General features: G+C 42.8%; 15 protein-coding genes. 11 read left to right on the top strand and 4 right to left on the bottom strand.

The features are described 5' to 3' along the window. Nucleotides 1-310 precede the first annotated feature (310 nt). Genes FTU77_RS09860 through FTU77_RS09825 form a run of 8 tightly spaced genes read left to right on the top strand, consistent with a single transcriptional unit; the run spans nucleotide 311 to nucleotide 8,535 of the window. Nucleotides 311-1,792: a carbohydrate porin gene (locus tag FTU77_RS09860; RefSeq protein WP_180055686.1), complete on the top strand. Its 1,482-nt coding sequence runs from the start codon at nucleotides 311-313 to the stop codon at nucleotides 1,790-1,792. A gap of 33 nt (nucleotides 1,793-1,825) precedes the next feature. Beyond that, the gene (locus FTU77_RS09855) at nucleotides 1,826-2,881 is read left to right on the top strand and encodes an ABC transporter substrate-binding protein (protein ID WP_180022184.1); all 1,056 of its coding nucleotides are present in this window, start codon (nucleotides 1,826-1,828) and stop codon (nucleotides 2,879-2,881) included. A 9-nt stretch (nucleotides 2,882-2,890) separates the two neighbouring features. After that, nucleotides 2,891-4,144: an MFS transporter gene (locus FTU77_RS09850; protein WP_180022183.1), complete on the top strand. Its 1,254-nt coding sequence runs from the start codon at nucleotides 2,891-2,893 to the stop codon at nucleotides 4,142-4,144. Next, on the top strand, nucleotides 4,141-4,989 hold the full coding sequence (locus tag FTU77_RS09845; protein WP_180055685.1) for an ABC transporter permease: 849 nt from the start codon (nucleotides 4,141-4,143) through the stop codon (nucleotides 4,987-4,989). The genes FTU77_RS09850 and FTU77_RS09845 overlap by 4 nt, the downstream gene beginning before the upstream one ends. Further along, nucleotides 4,986-5,780 carry an ABC transporter permease gene (locus FTU77_RS09840; protein WP_180055684.1) on the top strand — a complete coding sequence of 265 codons (795 nt, stop codon included), beginning with the start codon at nucleotides 4,986-4,988 and terminating at the stop codon, nucleotides 5,778-5,780. The genes FTU77_RS09845 and FTU77_RS09840 overlap by 4 nt, the downstream gene beginning before the upstream one ends. 12 nt (nucleotides 5,781-5,792) lie before the next feature. Further along, on the top strand, nucleotides 5,793-6,848 hold the full coding sequence (locus FTU77_RS09835; protein ID WP_257223620.1) for an ABC transporter substrate-binding protein: 1,056 nt from the start codon (nucleotides 5,793-5,795) through the stop codon (nucleotides 6,846-6,848). Between the two features lie 2 nt (nucleotides 6,849-6,850). Further along, entirely contained in the window at nucleotides 6,851-7,684 is an 834-nt protein-coding gene (locus FTU77_RS09830) for an ABC transporter ATP-binding protein (RefSeq protein WP_078191496.1), read from the top strand. Nucleotides 7,685-7,704: 20 nt separating this feature from the next. Beyond that, nucleotides 7,705-8,535: an ABC transporter permease gene (locus FTU77_RS09825; RefSeq protein ID WP_078194039.1), complete on the top strand. Its 831-nt coding sequence runs from the start codon at nucleotides 7,705-7,707 to the stop codon at nucleotides 8,533-8,535. Between the two features lie 174 nt (nucleotides 8,536-8,709). Here FTU77_RS09825 and FTU77_RS09820 read toward each other — a convergent pair whose 3' ends face one another. Next, nucleotides 8,710-9,804, bottom strand: a complete 1,095-nt coding sequence (locus FTU77_RS09820) for a sigma-54-dependent Fis family transcriptional regulator (protein ID WP_078194038.1) — start codon at nucleotides 9,802-9,804, stop codon at nucleotides 8,710-8,712. 230 nt (nucleotides 9,805-10,034) lie between these two features. Here FTU77_RS09820 and FTU77_RS09815 point away from each other — a divergent pair, with 230 nt between their 5' ends. Together FTU77_RS09815 and FTU77_RS09810 are read left to right on the top strand one after the other, a co-directional pair. Continuing rightward, nucleotides 10,035-10,250, top strand: a complete 216-nt coding sequence (locus tag FTU77_RS09815) for a molybdopterin-binding protein (protein WP_067765474.1) — start codon at nucleotides 10,035-10,037, stop codon at nucleotides 10,248-10,250. A 45-nt stretch (nucleotides 10,251-10,295) separates the two neighbouring features. After that, nucleotides 10,296-11,120: an ABC transporter ATP-binding protein gene (locus FTU77_RS09810; RefSeq protein ID WP_180055683.1), complete on the top strand. Its 825-nt coding sequence runs from the start codon at nucleotides 10,296-10,298 to the stop codon at nucleotides 11,118-11,120. 164 nt (nucleotides 11,121-11,284) lie between these two features. Here FTU77_RS09810 and FTU77_RS09805 read toward each other — a convergent pair whose 3' ends face one another. From FTU77_RS09805 to FTU77_RS09795, 3 genes are all read right to left on the bottom strand, one after another. Then, nucleotides 11,285-12,652, bottom strand: a complete 1,368-nt coding sequence (locus FTU77_RS09805; RefSeq protein WP_180055682.1) for an LLM class flavin-dependent oxidoreductase — start codon at nucleotides 12,650-12,652, stop codon at nucleotides 11,285-11,287. Between the two features lie 253 nt (nucleotides 12,653-12,905). Next, nucleotides 12,906-14,273 (bottom strand): MATE family efflux transporter, encoded by a 1,368-nt coding sequence (locus tag FTU77_RS09800; RefSeq protein ID WP_180007962.1) that lies wholly within the window; start codon nucleotides 14,271-14,273, stop codon nucleotides 12,906-12,908. 147 nt (nucleotides 14,274-14,420) lie between these two features. Continuing rightward, nucleotides 14,421-15,575, bottom strand: coding sequence for a methionine aminotransferase (locus tag FTU77_RS09795; protein WP_180055681.1), 1,155 nt, complete (start codon nucleotides 15,573-15,575; stop codon nucleotides 14,421-14,423). Between the two features lie 231 nt (nucleotides 15,576-15,806). On the opposite strand from FTU77_RS09795, the gene FTU77_RS09790 reads away from it, so the two are divergent. Continuing rightward, nucleotides 15,807-19,121 carry a type VI secretion system Vgr family protein gene (locus FTU77_RS09790; RefSeq protein ID WP_180055680.1) on the top strand — a complete coding sequence of 1,105 codons (3,315 nt, stop codon included), beginning with the start codon at nucleotides 15,807-15,809 and terminating at the stop codon, nucleotides 19,119-19,121. The last annotated feature ends 10 nt before the right edge of the window (nucleotides 19,122-19,131 follow it).

The following is a 19,131-nucleotide window of genomic DNA, read 5'->3' as shown; positions in this document are numbered from 1 at the left end:
TGGCACAGTTGTTGCCATATTAGAGTGAACAAAACTCACCACTGTATGGAACATTTATGAGTACTTTTACGCATCGATATCTTTCTGCTTTTCGTGTCCTGCAACAGGCATGTTGTTGTGCTATGACACTCGCGATGATGCGCGCTTAAATTCTAAAAGCTGTCTTCGAGTTTCGGTCGTGCATAAGTTGAATAAAACCTACGACCACTCAGATTAATTTTTAAAAACCCACGCAGTACATTCACTTCATGCACCTTGCATGGGGTTGGGGGATTTTGCGCTTTGGGAAAAATGTTAGTGAAACCAAATCATGAAAAAAACCACATTAACCGTTGCGGTCGGACTGATTTTATCCGCAACCAGTCCGCTGAGTTTTGCATCGGATGAAGCACTTCAGCAAGAACTGAGCAGCTTAAAACAACAAATTGAGAGTTTGCAAAAACGCTTAAATGCAGTGGAATCTGGGACGACCAAAAGTAAAGTCGTAGAAACGGCCGCGTTGACGACAGACGATACGAGCAACGCCGCTGATGTTGAAGGTGAAACGCAGGTTTCAGAAGTGACCGCAGCAACATCCGAAGATATCGACGGCTTACGTGCAGATATTGAAAACTATAAGTACGATCAGTCACGTCAATATGAACGTCAAACCACCAAATCGACTCGTGATACAACCCTGTATGGCACAGTTCAACTACGTGCCAGTGCGCTCGATGAAACGGGTGTGTTGGGTGCAACCAAATCAACATTTGATATTGGGACTGCGCTGATTGGTGTGCGTGGGAATTTATTCCGTGATTATAACGAAGGCAAAAACCTCGATTATCAATTGTCCTTTGGTTATGGCAAACGCAATGATGGCACCAATAACAGTAACTTTAACTTACTAGATGCCTTTGTTCGCTATAACGCTTTTGCCACCAATGCGGGCCCTGAAACTGCCAAACTCAACTTTACGCTCGGTCAGCAGTTATTGCCCTTTGGTCTAGATGTGCAGTCTCCTGAAGATTTGCGTCCGACCATTAATACCGCTGCAGCTTCGACCTTTCTAGGACTGTTTAACCGTCAAAATGGATTTATCGTCCGTGGAGATGCCAAACCTTTTGTCGACTTTGCATCGAACTACCGTGCGCCGCTATTTGAGTATGCCTTAGGGTTGACCAATGGGAACGCCAGTAATAAGGCAGATGACAACAATGGCAAAGATTATATCGGTCGTGTGGCTTTTACCTTGCCAGTGGACTACGCCAGCATTTTCCGTGAGTTGAAGTTTGGTGCCTCTTATATCAAAGGCGAATCGAAAATTTCAGCCGGCGGAATCACTGATAATGCTGCGAAACGTGATCGTTTGGGTTTCGATATTTATTATAACCACGCACCATTTGGTGTGACCTATGAATATCTGCAAGGCAAGACCGATTATGTCGACACCGTAGCCCAAGACATCAAAGAAGCCAAAGCGGAAGGACATACTTTTACCGCTTTCTACACCTTGGGTGATCAGTTCTACAACAGTATTAAATCCAACGCCAAATTTGATGATTTCTGGCCGAAGTCAGTCCAAGGTTATTACCGTTTTGACCGCTATAACCCGAATAAAAACAACGCAAGCTATCTCGATACCGCGAGCGGTCGTATTGGTGAATATGACATTCACTCTTTGGGTTTAAACCTATTTTTTGCGCAAACCACAAAATTCCAATTACAGCTGAATCACTATCTGTTTGATGTCGAAACGGCAAATCAAAAAGACACCAATGAGCTGCAAGCTCAGGTTCAGTACACCTTTTAATTCAAATATTTAAACCATTAAGGAACATTTAAAATGAAAATTATCTCTAAAAAAATCGCAGCCACATTCTTGGCACTTTCAGCACTTGGTTTAAGCGTTCAATTGCATGCTGCCAATCCCAAAGAAATTCGCATTTCAGTATCAGCTGCGGGTGAGGGGGGTAAACCCAAAGTGGGCGGTAGTTTTGTAGCTACAGCACATTTACGAGGTGTGCTCGAACAAGAATTTAAAAAAGATGGCATTAAGGTGAATTGGCTGTTTTTCCCAGGAGCAGGCCCTGCAACCAACGAAGCTTTAGCCAATGGCAAAGTGGACTTTGCATTGCATGGCGATTTGCCCTCATTGGTTGGACGTTCAACGGGATTAAAAACCAAAGTGTTGTTCTCGACAGGGCGTTTTGGTCCTACCTATGTGGTGGTGCCTGCCGGATCAAATGCTAAATCCTTTGCAGATCTAAAAGGCAAAAAATTCTCCGTCTTTAAAGGCACCAATGGTCAGATCGTCTTTAACCGTGTATTAGCAAAATACAATTTAACTGAGCGCGATTTACGAGTGATTTCGCAAGATGCCTATTCGGCGCGTACTGCGTTAGCGACAGGTGATATTGATGCCACGATTACTTCACCGTTTAGTTTGCAAGCGCGTGGTGTGGCGAAAACATTACTAGAAATTAAAGATCCCAAAGTTGCACCGATTGCGCACTTTTGGGTGACAGAAAGTTTTGAAAAACAATATCCAGAGGTGGTGCAACGTGTCGTGACGACACTGATTAAACAAGCGCAGTGGAGTTCTCAAGAAGCTAATCGTAGTGCGCAATATAAACTTTGGGCACAAAGTGGCATTCCGTTGGTGGATTATCAAAAAACGTGGGATGGCTGGAATTTAAAAGACCGTACTACACCGCTATTAGACGAGTTCCACCGTTCACAAATTGACAGTGCTTTAAAAATTGCCAAAGACGCTCGTTTAATCCGTCGTGATGTGGATACCAAAACATGGTATGAGCCGAAGTATCTGAATAATGCCTTGAAAGAGCTGAAGTTAGAGGGTTACTGGCGCCAATTTAATGCTCAAGGTCAACCGAAGTAAGTCGCAGCCATGAGTCGTCCGATTGAAAGCAATGTGATTGCCAGTCCATTAACCACCAAATTTATGAGCAGTTTTGTGCTGCTTACGATTTTGGCTGGACTGGGTGTGGGTGTAGCACGGGTATTAATTTCCTTGTATGCCGTGCATTTAGAAGCCACCGAATTGCAATTGGGGCTAATTTCTGCAGCGCAAAATTTTGGCATTTTGATCATGGCATTGCCGATTGGCGTGTTGGTACAGCGCTTTGGGTCTTTGAAAATATTCTGCATCGGCAGTGTGTTGGGCGCTGTGGTCTATAGCTTAACGCCACTCAAAGCTGGTGCATGGTATCTCTTTGCAGTCACAGCCTTAGTAAGTTTTGTCTTACCCATGCGCTTTGTTTCGATCAATACCGTTTTTTTGAGCAACTTAAAACGTTTAGGTCCAGTCCGTGCGGGTTGGTTTCGCGGTTCGCACATGATGGGATATTTCCTGATTGCGCCTGCATTGAGCGTGTTGTTGGTCGAGCATTTCGGCTATGGCGGAAGTTTTTATGTGGTGTCTTTGCTTTTTTTAGGCACCTTGCTGTTGGCTCCGTGGTGCTTTCAACGTAGTACTCCGCAAGCGACGAATCGCCCGCATTTTCAATGGCGAGATATTGTGGCGCCTTTGGCACTCATCAAAACCCATGCCTCGCTGCGGATTGTCTGCATATTGGAATTTTTGAGCAGCGTGGCAAATAACTACTTTGGCTTTTTCATTGTCGTGATCGCTATCCAAAGTTTTGCACTTTCAGAGCCAATGGCGGTGATGCTGCTGACCGTACAAGGCATTGTGTTTGTGGGATCGCTATTTAGCATGGGAGGTTTGGCTGAGCTGATGGGTTATCAAAAGTTTTATTTGATTGGCCTAAGCCTGATGGCAACGGCATTACTGATTTTAGCCTTAACCAAAATCACGCTGTTGATGTGGCCTGCTTCGGTCATGTTTGGACTTGGACTCGGTATGTTGCATATCGCCAATTTTATGTCTTTCGCCCGAGTCGGTGAGCAAACTGCGATGGCTAAGATTTCTCCAATTTTAGCCCTCGTCGGACCTTCGGGTGGGCTGTTGGGTGGCTTGATAGGCGCCGTATTTGGCGCACAGGTTGGACTACAAAATTTATTTTTACCAATCGGGCTGGTGTTTATTGGTCTGATTATTTTGATCAGCAAAGATCATGAATTTATTCAATTTTTAAAACCTGATGTCTCAGAACAGAGCGTAAAAGGACAAGAATTATGAGCCTTACGGATGTATCTGCACATTCGGTTCCCTTGCAAAGTGACCGAAGTGCGTTGGATTTTTTTAAGACCTATTTAAAACTAACTTTGCAAGTGGCGTGTGGACTCCTGATGCCAGTTTTATTGTTCGGTTTGTGGTATGTGGCAACACTCAAACATTGGTTGCCAGAGCAAATTTTACCTGCACCGAATTTGGTGTGGCAAAGCATAGTTGAATTATGGCAAAGCGGTGAATTGAGTTTTCATTTTGCCATCAGTGCCAAACGTATTTTATGGAGTGTCTTGCTTGGTGCCAGTGTCGGGATTTTGCTTGGTACTGTGTTGGGATTGGCCAAACGTAGTCGGGACTTTATTTTTCCGACGGTGAATCTTGTTGCGCAATTTCCCATAGTTGGCTGGATTCCATTATTGATGATTTTCTTAGGCATCGATGAGGCTTTGAAGATTGCCGCTATTTCATTGGCTGTGTTACCACCGCTGTTGATTGCAACCTATAAGGGCATTACTCATGTGCCGAATAGTTTGATGGAAGTGGCAGAGGTTTACCAATACAGCAATTGGCAGAAACTCAAAGAAGTGATTTTCCCAGCTGCACTACCCAGTGTGATCAGTGGTTTACGTCAAGGCATTATGCAGGCGTGGTTGGCATTGGTTTTTGTCGAGTTATTAGCAAGTAGTGAAGGAATTGGTTATCTCATGGTGTGGGGACGTCAGCTAATGCAGATGGACTTGATCTTCATGGCGATCATCCTGATTGGTATTACGGGCTATGTCTTAGATACCTTGCTGGCTTGGTTAGAAAAAACGGCACGCTTTCATGCAACCCGAGTAGGAGGCAACTCATGAGCATTCTTTCATTACACGGGGTAGCGCACCAAGTCTTAGTTAAAACAGCAAAAGCACTCGTTCTACCTGTGGCATTTATCGCACTGTGGGCAGTGGCTTCACAGCAAAACTGGGTCGATCCAAAGTTGATTCCTAGTCCATGGCTCGTGCTGCAAAAAGCTGTGACCGTGCTCCAACAACCGAGCTTTTTGACAGGCTTCGGCGAAAGTTTGGCACGAAATTTTATTGGCTATGGCATAGGTGCGATAGCAGGTGTGTTGTTTGGGATCTTGATCGCGAGTTCACGCCTTTCGAATTGGTTATTTGCACCGAGCTTTCATGTATTGCGTCAAATTTCGCTGTTTGCATGGTTGCCACTAATTTCGACCTTTTTAGGTGAGGGACACGGCGCCAAAGTGCTGTTTATTACCTTATCTGTGTTTTACCCCGTGGCGCTACATACCTTTGAAGGCGTGAGCAGTATTTCGCATAAATATCGAGAAGTGGCCGAAGTCTATCAATTTCCCAAGACATACGCGTTTCGTAAATTGATATTACCCGGTGCTTCGGCGCAGATTTTTGTCGGTTTACAACTTGGGCTGATTTTCGCATGGCTTGCCACCATCGGCTCTGAATTTTTATTGGCGAACTATGGCAATGGTCTGGGCAATATCGTGATTCAAGGGCGTCAGGCTTTTGATGTCGAACTGATTATTCTTGGCATGTTGCTGATTGGTGCTGTGGGGGTGTTGCTCAATACGGTACTGACTTGGGTTGAGCGTAAAGTTTTAGTTTGGCAGCAGGTTGGATAGGAGAACATAACAATGAAAAAAATGACAATCCATAACATTCCTCAACTTTGGCGCAATATGTTCCTTGCAGCATTGGTCGGTGGCACAGTCTTGGTTGGTTGCAGCACGCAGCGAGTGGATGAACCTCAGCAAGTGGCTTTAAAAGAACTACGCTATCAAAGTTATCCGGGACTGGTGTCTTTGCCTGAGTTGGCACAAGACTTGGGCTATTTAGGCGACATTAAACTCAGTTATGTCGGCACAGTACAAGGTGGGCCACAAGATTTACTCACCTTGGTGGCAGGAGATGTTGATTTCGCCGGAGCCTTTAATGGCGCTGTGGTGAAGGTCATCGCTGCGGGGCTAGATGTCGTCCCCGTAGTGGCTTCTTATGGAAGTGATGCTGAACAAAACGTGGGTTTTTATGTGCTAGAAAATAGTCCTATTCGTAGCCCACGAGATTTTATTGGCAAGAAAGTCGCAGTGAATGCCTATGGGGCGCATTATGATTTTGTGGTGAAAGATTATTTGGCTCGCCATGGATTAACCGATGATGAAATCCGTCAAGTTGAGCTGATTATGTTGCCACCAGTGAGCTCAGAACAAGCTCTACGGAATGGTCAAATTGATATTGCGGTGTTCTCAGGCATTTTGGAAAAACGGGCCTTAAAACATGGTGGTGTACGTAGCATCTTTAAAGATATTGATTTATACGGGCCCTTTACCGCAGGCAGTTTTTCGATGCGTGGAGAGTTTATTCAAGCGCATCCTGAGTTGGCTCGTACTTTTGTCAGTGGCGTGGCCAAAGCTCAGGAATGGCTACACAACACGCCGAAAGAGCAAATCATTGCCCGTATGGAAAGCATTATTGAAAAACGTCAACGCAATGAAAATACAGCACTGATTCCATATTACACAGGCACAGGTGTCCACGAAGTGGGTGGTGTGCAAAAAGATCAGGATTTTGCCCCATGGGTGAGTGCCTTAGAAAAAGAACACAAATTAAAACCAAATCAAATTGAGGTCAGTCGCATCTATAGCAATGAATTTAATCCCTATGCGAAAGACCAAAAATCAAAAGGAATATAACAATGACCAGTGCATTACATTTAGATCACGTGCGTAAGGTATTTCCTGCACAAAACCATGTCGGCAGTAAAAACTATAAGCCTGAATTTGTTGCCGTAGAAAATGTCACTTTGGATATTCAGCCGGGTGAATTTGTTTCAATCGTGGGGCCAAGTGGCTGTGGAAAATCTACATTATTAGACTTAATTGCGGGTTTAACCAAACCGTCTGCAGGGCAGATTTTACTGAGTGGCAAGCAGATTACTCAACCGGGTTTAGACCGTGGCATTGTGTTTCAGCAATATGCGCTCTATCCATGGTTAACCGCACTGGAAAATATCGAATTTGGTCTAGAAGCCAAAGGCGTAGCAAAAAAAGAACGCCGTGAAAAAGCCGAATACTATTTGCAGCTTGTGGGTCTCAGTGGCTTTGAAAAGCATTATCCGAATGAGCTTTCCGGCGGGATGAAACAGCGGGTTGCGATTGCCCGAAGTTTGGCTTATGAACCAGAAATTTTATTAATGGATGAGCCCTTTGCTGCCCTAGATGCGCAAACCCGAGAAACCTTACAAGCCGAGCTGATCAATATCTGGAAAAGCTCGAAAAAAACCATTGTTTTTATTACTCACAGTATTGATGAAGCAATTTATCTGAGTCAGCGCGTGGCGATTATGACCTCAAGACCGGGGCGAATTAAGGAAGTGATTGAAATTCCTCAAAGCCTGCGCAGCTCCAGTGAAGATGTCCGTTCATTGCCTGAATATGGCCGAATTCGCCATAAAATTTGGTCATTGCTCAGTGAAGAAGTGATTAAAGCGCAAGCCCTCGAAAAACATAAACAGCTTGCACATAACTAAAATATTCAGAGGATTTATTTATGTCATCGACTAAACAAGCCATCAGTTATACGCAATCGTATAACGACATTAAACCCAGACTACAATTCACTTGGTTAAACACGGTCTTTAAACGCACCATTGCCATTGTAGCTTTTTTCTTGCTGTGGGAGATTCTGCCGCGGAGTGGTGTGGTCAATCCGGCTTTTTTACCGCCGTTATCTGTAGTATTGGAAACCACATGGCAGCTATATCAAAGCGGTCAATTAGGCATCCATTTCTTGGCCAGTATAAAGCGTTCAATTATTGGTTTCATTTTGGCCCTAGCGATCGCTATTCCTTTGGGTCTCATCATCGGTTGGTACAAGCTCGTGGCTGAAACCTTAAATCCATTGTTAGAACTGTTTCGAAATACCACAGCACTAGCATTAATGCCGCTGTTCATCTTATTTTTAGGCATTGGTGAAACCTCAAAAATCAGTCTGTTAGTGTATGCATGCACATGGCCGATTTTATTGAACACCATTACAGGCGTACAAACAGTCGATCCTTTACTGATTAAATCGGCACGAACCATGGGCCTAAAACCCTATCAATTGTTCCGAAAAGTGATTCTGCCTGCATCCGTACCCACGATTTTTGTCGGTATCCGTCTGGCAGGGGCGATTTCGATTTTGGCCTTAGTGGCAGTAGAAATGTTTGGTGCCAAAGCAGGTCTGGGATATCTGATTATTTATTCGCAATTTAGCTTTGAAATTCCACAAATGTTTGTGGGTATTTTAGTCATTACCCTCGTGGGTTTATCCTTCAACTATTTCTTGATTGGACTAGAAAAATACTTCACAGCGTGGAAACGCAACCCTGTGGAATAATCTAAATGCAATAGAAAAATAAATAAAAAACCTCGGGATATACCGAGGTTTTTTATTACTGATTTTTTATATTTTAAATAATGCAATGAATAAAGAATAATGTAGATGACTATTTATTTATCAGTTTTGTATGGATTATTATTTTAATGTGGAGAAAATAAAAATATGACTTATTTATAATAAGCCATATTTAATTAGGCGAGTGCGAATGACGTTGCGTGTCACTCCAAGCAAACGAGCCGTATGCACTTGATTGTATTGACAGTGCTGATACGCACTTCGGATAAATTTTTCTTCAATCAGCTCATTAATATTGTCATGCTTAAGTTGATTTGCGGCTTGAAAAATTTGTAAAAAGGTCTGCTCAAGTAACTGTCCAGCATCTTGAATATCTTTGATGTTGGCTACAGCAGAGGTGGCATTTTGTAAGTTAAAAGGTTCTGCACGCGAAAACGACGATGCACTTTGAATACTCGAAAAACTAATATCTTCTGGTTCAATCACACCTTTTTCACTGACTAAAATCGCATGTTGAATGGTATTTTCTAATTCGCGAATATTTCCCGGCCAGCTATGTAAATGGAGTTTCTTGAGCGCCAATGGGCTGAGGCGTAATGGTGTGTCATGTGGGTTGGTTTGATAGACCTGAATGAAGTGTTTAACCAAAGGCAAAATGTCACCACGACGCTCTGAGAGACGTGGAATGCGTAGCAACGCCACATGTAAGCGGTAGAATAAATCTTCCCTGAAACGCCCGTCCTGTACGGCATGCTCCAAATCGACATTGGTTGCGGCTATGATTCGGACATTAATTGGAATGGATTTGAGTGAGCCGACTCGAACGATCTCTCTTTCTTGTAAAACACGGAGTAATTTGACTTGCATAGGCAAGGACAGGTCACCAATTTCATCTAAAAATAAGGTGCCATTATGGGCTGCTTCAAACCAACCGACACGGCTATTAATTGCCCCTGTAAAGGCTCCTTTTTCATGTCCAAATAGTTCGCTTTCGACTAATGACTCGGTAAAGGCACCACAGTTCACTGCGATAAATGGACCTTTGGCACGATGGCTTAATTGGTGGATTTGGCGTGCAACTAACTCTTTTCCTGTGCCTGTATCACCAATGATGAGTGCATTGGCCTCACTTGGTGCAATTTGTTCAATTCGTGACAACAACGCTTGCGATAACGGGTCTGCAAAGACCGTCGCTGTTGCCCGTTTATGTTTCAGTGCAGAGGGCACTGCAGGGTGGGTCAAAATAGACATATCGTTTCTTATAGTTGTTGAAAATGCAGATCATGATGAAAGATTTAAAAATAAAAGATAAATAATAATTCGATATTTAAATATCAGTTTCACCGATAAATTCATGCGTGGATTATTTATCTGATTTTAAGATAAATAAAATCGGGATAACTAAAGGATAAATCAAGATATAGCAAGTGATTGAACTGTTTTATAGTAAAGCTCTCTTAATAACAAAAGGCATAATTAAAATGGCGATTACTTCAGTAAATGTGCGAAACCAATTCAAAGGCGTGATTAATGAAATCGTAGAGGGTCCTGTGGTTTCAGAAATTGATGTGGAAACCAAAGCGGGCTTTTTTACGTCCGTGATCACGACGCGTTCGGTGAAGGATTTAGACTTAAAAGTAGGTTCAGAGGTGGTGGTGTTAATTAAATCGACGGAAGTGTCGCTGGCTAAACTCTAAGGTTTAGTCCAGCAAAGTTTGTCAGCACAAATAGAGAATAATGATATGAGCGTAGAACAAGCTGGTTCGGTTTCTATTCAGCAGCTAACGAAATATTATCCCACACAAAAGCAAGAAGACTTAACCGTACTTAAGGACATTAACCTGAATATTCAGCCGGGTGAGTTCATCAGTATTGTGGGAAGTAGTGGCTGCGGAAAATCCACATTATTACGGTTGTTGGTTGGTCTAGAGCGTCAGTTTCAGGGCCAGATTTTGGTTGATGGTCAGCCTATACAGGGCACGAGTTTGGAACGTGGTATCGTGTTTCAAGATCATCGCCTGTTTCCATGGTTGACGGTAAGAGAAAATGTACGGATTGCCTTGCATAAAAGTCAGTTTAGCCGTGCAGAAGAAGATGTATTGATTGATGAACATTTAGAGTTGGTCAAATTAACCCAATTTAAAGATGCTTATCCTTCGCAGTTGTCTGGTGGGATGAATCAACGTGTGGCGATTGCCCGTAGTTTGGTGAATCGACCACAGATTTTATTACTCGATGAACCCTTTGGCGCACTCGATGCATTGACGCGGCAAAATTTACAGGATGAATTACAGCGAATCTGGCAAAGTGAAAAAATCACCATGATTATTGTCACCCATGATGTCGAAGAAGCGGTATTTTTGGGCGATCGAGTGGTGGTCATGCAGCCGCATCCGGGACGAATTAAACGTATTGTAGATATTCATTTAGCCCATCCGCGTAAACGCGAAGATGTCCGTCTGACCAATATTAAAAATGACATTTTGACTGACTTTAGTGATCCAGTAAAAGATCAGTTGCTTGAACCTTTATCTCACCGATTTGCCGATTATAAATTTGCATGGTAAGTCTGAATTGACCATCACCTAAACTTTTCAAAGCCCTGAATTCAGGGCTTTTTTTAGGCTTATCAAATATAGGTCAGTATGATCATCGCTTAAGTTGGATCAATATCAGTCCATAAAAATGCCCCTGTTGAGGCATTTGTTTTTCAGTTTTATTAAACGTTGGTTTATGAGGCTTGGGAGGTATGTCTTTTTTCTAAAACATATTGGTTTTCAGGTCGTTTTAAACCTAAGTTTTCTCGTAAGGTCTTGCCTTCATAAGCCGTGCGGAATAGACCACGACGTTGCAGTTCAGGGACAACCAAATCTACAAAATCATCTAAGCTTGCAGGTGTGGTTGGTGGCAAAATATTGAAACCATCCGCCGCTTCATTTTCAAACCAAGCTTGTAGTTGATCGACTATTTGTTCGGGTGTTCCAATCAGCGTCCAGTGCCCACGTGCGCTTGCAACCCATTGGTAAAGTTGTCGAATGGTAAAATTATTTTTACGCGCAATCTCTAAAATCAGTTGTTGACGGCTTGCGCCATTTTGCGCCTGTGTTAAATGTTCTGGTAGCGTTTGGTCGAGGTCAAATTGCGACAGGTCTTCAGTAAAACCACCCAATTGTTTGAGTAAGTTCAGTCCCAAAGTCGGATGAATATATGCATTTAATTCATCGTATTTTGCCCGAGCTTCGACTTCAGTTTGTGCAACAAAGATCGATACACCCGGCATGATTTTTAAGTCATCCGCATGGCGGCCATATTTCACTAAGCGGTTTTTGACATCACGATAAAAGGCTTGAGCATCTGCTAAATTCTGCTGTGCTGTAAAAATCACTTCGGCATATTTACCGGCCAGTTCACGACCATCTTCAGATTGCCCAGCTTGAACAATCACCGGATAGCCTTGCGGTGGGCGAGAGACGTTGAGAGCACCCAGTACCTGATAGTATTGGCCCTGATGATTGGGCTGATGTTGTTTTCGGGCATCAAAAAATTGCCCAGTTTCTTTGTTGTAATGGAAGGTATCATCCTCCCATGAGTCCCAAAGTTTTTGAGTCACCTCAATAAATTCATCGGCACGTTCATAACGCTCTTTGGGTTCAGGGTGCTGCTGAATGTTAAAGTTTTTTGCGGCATCGGCAGAAGCTGTCGTTACTACATTCCACGCAGCACGACCTTTAGAAATATGATCTAAAGAAGCGAATTTTCGCGCCAAAATGTAGGGGTCTTCATAAGTCGTGGACGCTGTGGCAATAAAGCCAATATTTTGCGTCACAGCAGACAGGGCTGCAAACAATGTGACGGGTTCAAAGCCGACGCCTTTATCGCCCAAACCTTTCTCACCTTCGATAGCAGAACTCCAACGGACAGACAGACCATCGGCAAGAAAGTAAGCATCGAATAAACCACGTTCTGCGGTTTTTGCCAGTTCAATTGCATAATCAATATTGAGATGATCTTGTGGGCGAGATTCGGGATGACGCCAACCCGCGACATGCTGTGAGGTGGTTGGAATAAAAGCCCCAAGCTTTATTTGACGTTTAGACATAAAAAATTTCTCATCCCAATTATTCTTAAAAGATAAAAGGAATAAGAACAAAATCTATGCCAAACCATAATTGTTTGAAAATAAGAGGGTTTTAATTTTTTTTGGTTCTAGGTGTAGATAAATCAACAGGATATAAAACCAAATGTTGAAAAATAAACAGCAGTTTAACGGCAAACTTTATGCATGGACCAGTACAAGATTTTCCATATGTAAACTTAAAGCGTGTATTGGCATTGAACGCTATTAGCAAACTTTATAGCAATACTTTGATGGCTTTTCGTCTCCATACCAGTTGGTAATACAGCCCTTGTAAAATACATAAGCTGACAAAAGCCAAAGCATAGGCATACCAAATGCCTTTTAAGCCCCACCATTCACTAAATAGGTAGGCACACGGCACTTCAATGCAAATAATCGCCATAATATTAATAATCATCGGCACGGTCACCGTTCCACTGGCCCGCATAATGGAAGCAAAAATCGCACTGGCACCAAAAAATAAAATCGACCAAAGCACAATGAACAGCAATTCTTGACCGAGAACCACAACTTCAGGATCTGTAATAAACAGCGCCATTAAATGTTTAGAGAATAAATAGCCCAATGCCACCAAGATACCAGTAATTATGAAATTCATCCCGATGGCCGTACGTTTCACGCGATTAATTAATTCAGATTGACCCGAACCGATGGCTTGCGCGGCAAAAATAGAAGCTGCAATCGCGATAGACAAGGCAGGGAATTGGATATAATTCAAAACCTGATTGACCGCGCCATATGCAGCAGTGGCATCAGCACCATGGCGGTTAACTAAACCGACAATCACGAGACCAGCCACAGAGGTCGTGACCATCTGAATACCCGTTGGAATTCCCAGTCTTAAGATAATTTTGCTGAGATCATGTTGATGGCGAATATGACGAATCAACTCGAAGTCGAGTTTGAGCGGGTGATCTTTCTTTTTTAAGTAGAAATATAAAAATACCAAGGCAATTAAAAAGCCGATATGACTGGCAATGGCAGGGGCAATAATACCTAAACTTGGAAATCCAAATTTTCCTGCAATCAGTACTGGTGTAATGATCAGCCCTGAACCAATGGTCATACCCGATGCAATCAGCGGTGTTGTACTGTCACCGACCCCACGCAAAATCGAGGTGTAAATAATATAAATAAAGAGTAGTGGACTACCCGCAAGCATCCATTGCACATAAGGCAAAGATAAATGCATCACGTCAGGGGCTGTGCCTAAGGCCAATAAAATGGGCTTGGCAAATATCACCCCTAAAAAGGCAATGATGCTGCCACCAATCAAGGTCATAAAAAGGGTGGAACCCACCACAGTACGAACTTTTTCAAGGTTTTGTGCGCCCCAAGCTTGACCTACCAACACGGTTGCGCCTGCCGAGAGTCCAATCACAAAAGCCATTAAACAGAACAAGATCGGGAAAAATACCGCAACCGCTGCAATGGCATGCACCCCAAGCATCTGACCGACAAAAACGGTATTAATGGTCCCAGATAAATTCTGCAAAATATTGGTGGCGATCAAAGGCACCAGAAAAACTAAAAACGTTTTCCATAAATTTTGCTGAGTAACGAGGGACTGTTGTTTTGACATGCTCAGGTCCTAGACGCTGCTTTTTATGATTTTAAGTTACTGATAACACTATCATGTTTGCATTCAAAAAAGCCTTAGTTTTTGAGTAACCAAGGCTTCATTATTCCTACATGTCTGTTTTAAAAAAACGTTTGGGCAGATACTGCTTTAAACTGCGGAGAGAATCTCTGCAGCTCGATCTAAGGTGGCATCTTGTTTGGCAAAACAGAAGCGTAATAATCGTAAATTTTCAGGCGGTTTTTGATAGAACACCGAGACTGGAATCGCTACGATTTTATGTTGCTCTGCCAACAACTGACACATCTCCACATCGCTTAAATCTGGGCGTATGGCACTGTAATCAAGGTTTTGGAAATAGGTACCTGCCGATGGAATCAACTCAAATCTAGAGTGGCTTAAGCCGGCATTGAAACGGTCACGTTTGGCTTGGTAAAAATCGGCCAATTCAGCAATATGCTCAGGATGTTCTGCCATAAAGTTAGCCAGTGCCATTTGTACGGGCGTAACACCGCAGAAATTGGCAAATTGATAGATTTGGCGAAACACTTGCATCAAGGCTGGCGCTGCAATGCAATAACCGGTTTTCCAACCTGTGACGTGAAAAGTTTTACCAAATGAACCCACGACAAAACTACGTTCACGCAGCTCAGGAAATGACAAAGCAGATAGATGCTGACGACCATCAAAAATTAAATGCTCATAGACCTCATCCGACAGCACAATAATATTTTTATCTCGAATCAGTTCGATCAAGTTGAGCCAGTCCTCACGCCGCCAAACAGCACCTGTTGGATTATGCGGTGTATTGACAATAATCATCCGGGTTTTATCGTTAATCGCAGCGGCAACACGATTCCAATCCACAGTAAAATGTGGCGTCTCTAAGGCAATGTGAATGGGATGAGCCCCAACCAATTTTACACTGGGCGCATAACTGTCATAGCTCGGATCAAAAATAATCACTTCATCATCCGCATGAACCACGGCTTGAATGGCACTAAAAATACCAATGGTTGCATCCGGGGTAATGGTCACTTCGGTGTGAGGGTCAATATTTAATTGGTCTCGATGGGCAAACAGTTGGACCAATTGCTCACGCAAATGTATCAGTCCATCGCCGGGTGCATATTGGTTAAAACCTTGTTGCGTCGCATCACTTAGCGCATTTAACAGTGCAGGAGGTGCAGGGAAATCAGGAAAACCTTGAGATAAATTCAGTGCATTTAGACGCTGCGCCATTGCGCTCATGACGCTAAAAATAGTCACACCTTGTGCAGGCAGTTTGGATTCAATTGTGATCATGGAGCTTAAAATTTTTAATAGGTTGCATTTTGAGTGTAGCAGCATCTCAGCGGCTGCGAAAAGTTAGATCAGCAAAATTGATCCAGTATTGACGTTCCTATTCACTTGAATCCTAAAGTGATATAAAAGCCAAAAAGAAGAATTCAACAAATTATTTGCAAAATAGGGTAGACGAAAAAATAAACATTTCCTAAAATGCCGTCATTAAAAAAAATTAAATACATAATAACAATGCTTAAAAATATTCACGCCATGGTGGAAAACTTTGGCTTTAGCGTACAGAAACGTGCGCTACACATTCATTTCTCAAATGAACATCTAAATTCTGAAGTTTTTATTCAACGGATTGAAGGTCAACACCGTATTAATCAAGGCTTTCGTGCGGAAATTATTTGTCTCTCGACCAATGCTCATTTGGCTTTAAAGCAGTTTATAGGCGGCCGAGTGGCTGTCGATCAAGTGACAGATTTGGGACAACTCAGTCGCCTGACTGGTGTGATTACAGGTGCAAGCCAAGGTCAAAGTGATGGTGCATTGACCGTTTATAAGCTGGTGATTGAGGATGCCACAGCACTCTGGCATAAGCGTCGTAACAGCCGTGTCTTTATGAATAAATCGGTACGGGAGATGACCGAGATTATTTTTAGTGAATGGCAGAAAAAAAGTGCGCTGTTTGCTGCCAGTTTAAGCTTGAACTTAGAGGGGCTGGCACGTACCTATGATGTGCGTCCATTCACCATGCAGGCGAATGAAAGTGATTATGCATTTTTGACCCGCCTTTGGCGCAGTGAAGGGATCAATTGGTTAATTGATGAAGCGGAGTTATTTGTCGCATTTTCGGCTGCACCGATGCAAGCACAGCAGCTGCGTTTAATTGATACGAATCAGGCTTATAGTGCTTTGGAACGGAAAAAGATTCGCTTTCATCGTAGTCATGCCACGGAACGTTTGGACACAATCACCAGTTTTGTGGCAGAACGCTTTTTACAATCGACCACAATTCAAACGCAGCGTTGGCAAGCTCAACATTTGGCACAAGACCAAAGTAATCCGCTCTTAAGCGCCCATGCACAGAGTGAGCAACAGCACAATGAAACCTTAAGTTTAGAGCAGGCGTGGACCATGAGTTCGGCTTGGACAGCTGATCTTAAAGGTGCAGATCAGGCGACCACTTCAAATACACAGCAATTGGATCAGTTGAATCGGCAACTCAATCAATATCAGGAATTACAAGCCAAATATTTTACCGCCAGCAGTAGCGTAAGGGATGCACAAGTTGGGTATTGGTTTGAATTAGAAAATCATCCTGAAATCGATCAACATCAAACGACAGATCGTGAATTTCTCATATTGGGCAAAGCATTTTATAACCAGAATAATTTACCCAAAGATATTTTGGTTCAATTAGAGAAGTTACTTGCCGCGAGCCGTTGGCTATCTTTAGGGGATGAACGGCAGGCCAATGACCTATATGTGGTCCGTCGGCAAATTTCCGTGGTGCCTGAATATGATCCTTTATTACACCGGCCACCTGCGTTTCCACAGCGGGCTAAAGTGGTCGGTCCAGAAGGTGAAAGTATTTATGTCGATGCTTGGGGGCGTATCAAAGTTCGGTTTACGTTCACCCGCAGTGACGACCACAGTCATGATGGTGGAGCAGGGAGTAATGATAATGACAGTGACTCGGCTTGGGTCGATGTACTGACTCCATGGGCGGGTGAAGGTTATGGGGCACGTTTCCATCCTCGTATTGGTGAGATTGTGGTCATCGACTTTTTTGAGGGTGATGTGGATCGTCCCTTTGTAGTAGGACGAATACATGAAGCTGAACGATCTCAGACCATGTTTGACCTCAAAGGTCAACTTCCTAAAACCAAAAAACTCAGTGGTATCCGCTCGCAAGAAGTTGCGGGAACAGGCTTTAACCAACTGCGCTTTGATGATACGACGGGTCAGATCAGTACCCAATTACAAAGTAGTCATGCAGCGACACAGCTGAATTTAGGTAATCTCAGCCATCCTAAAGAACAAGACAGTAGCCATGGCCGTGGAGAGGGGTTTGAGCTACGAACGGATGCTTGGGGGGCAATGCGTGCAGGTAAAGGTTTACTCATTAGTACCTATGCACAGGATAAAGCAGTTGCCGATCATCTTGCTGCTGCTGAAGCTCAATCTCTTTTAAATCAAGGGCATCAGAGCATGAATATGCTGAGCGGCGTAGCCGTAAAGCAGCAGACCGATGCATTAAATGTGATTAATCGTTTGCCGAAGTTAATAAACTCTTTAGAAATCAAAAGTACTGCCGAAGGTGTCAAAGCGACTTTAAATTTGTTCAAAGAGGATTTAAGTCGAGACCCATTGGCAGCGTTAAAAAACTGCAAAAGTTTTGTCAAAGAAATGGGCTCAATCGCACATGATGTCAAAAGTACAGTAAAAGAATTTAAAGCATTTTTTAATGATGCCGAAGATGCCTTTGATAACTTAAAGTCTGTCATAGATCATATTGAAGAAAATGGTAAGGATGTGATTCAAGGGCGGGTTGCAAGTCTGAAAAGTAACCTAAAAGAAGATCCATTAAAAGTATTAAAAGATGTGGGTAAATTGATCGAAGACATCAAATTTAACCCTGATGATTTGTTGAATAATGGTGGTTTTGGTTTGCCACCAGCGATGACACCCATAAAAGCATTAGAAAAAGTACAAGGCTTTATGGAAGGCTATGCGCAGGGTTTAGAAAAATCCAATACAGCGGCAAAACAAGAACAAGGCAAATTATTCCGCCAAGCGTTGATGTTGCTTGCATCACCTAATGGTATTGCACTCACTACACCGGAAGATATTGTTTTACAAGCCTCGCAGGATATTGCAGAAAGTGCGCAAGGTTCGATTAATTTCAGTGCTCAAAAGAATATTGTCGGTCATGCACAAGACAAAATCAGTCTGTTTGCGGCTCAAAAGGGCCTGAGTGCTTATGCCGCAAAAGGGAAAGTTGAATTACAAGCCCAAGATGATGCTATTGAAGCAATTGCACGAAAGGTGATTAAGCTCATTTCAACAGAAGATAAAATTGAAATTACCAGTCCTAAAGAAATTGTGCTGACTGCAGGAGGTTCACAGCTGAAAATTAATGGCAGCGGAATATTTACCACGACAGGCGGCAAGTTTGAGAGTAAGGCGGGGCAGCATAGTTTTGTGGGAGGAGCGACTGTAAATGCACAATTGCCTAAGCTGCCTGAAAGTGGGCTGTATAGTATGAGATTTGACTTAAGTCAAATATTTGATACTAATATATTAAAAAATATGAAATATAAACTTATTAACCATTCTAAAAAAATTGAAGCTGAGTACCAGTTTGAGCAACAAAGTAGTGCACGTATTTATAGTGATGCTATTGAAAATGTAGAACTGGCATTAGTACCAGGTGCTTATATAACTCTATATCAAAAAAATGCAGCAATGGATGCAGAGTCTTTAGATGAAGAAATTCAAGGTTGCGGATGTGATGACGAAATGCATCTTTGTGATGAAATTAATTTAGAAATATAGAAGGTATTAT

Origin of the sequence: Acinetobacter sp. YH12142, from assembly GCF_013418435.1 — a bacterium.
GTDB lineage: Bacteria > Pseudomonadota > Gammaproteobacteria > Pseudomonadales > Moraxellaceae > Acinetobacter > Acinetobacter amyesii.
The sequence above is the reverse complement of the archived record's forward strand: the minus strand, read 5'-3'. Positions and strand labels throughout refer to the sequence as shown.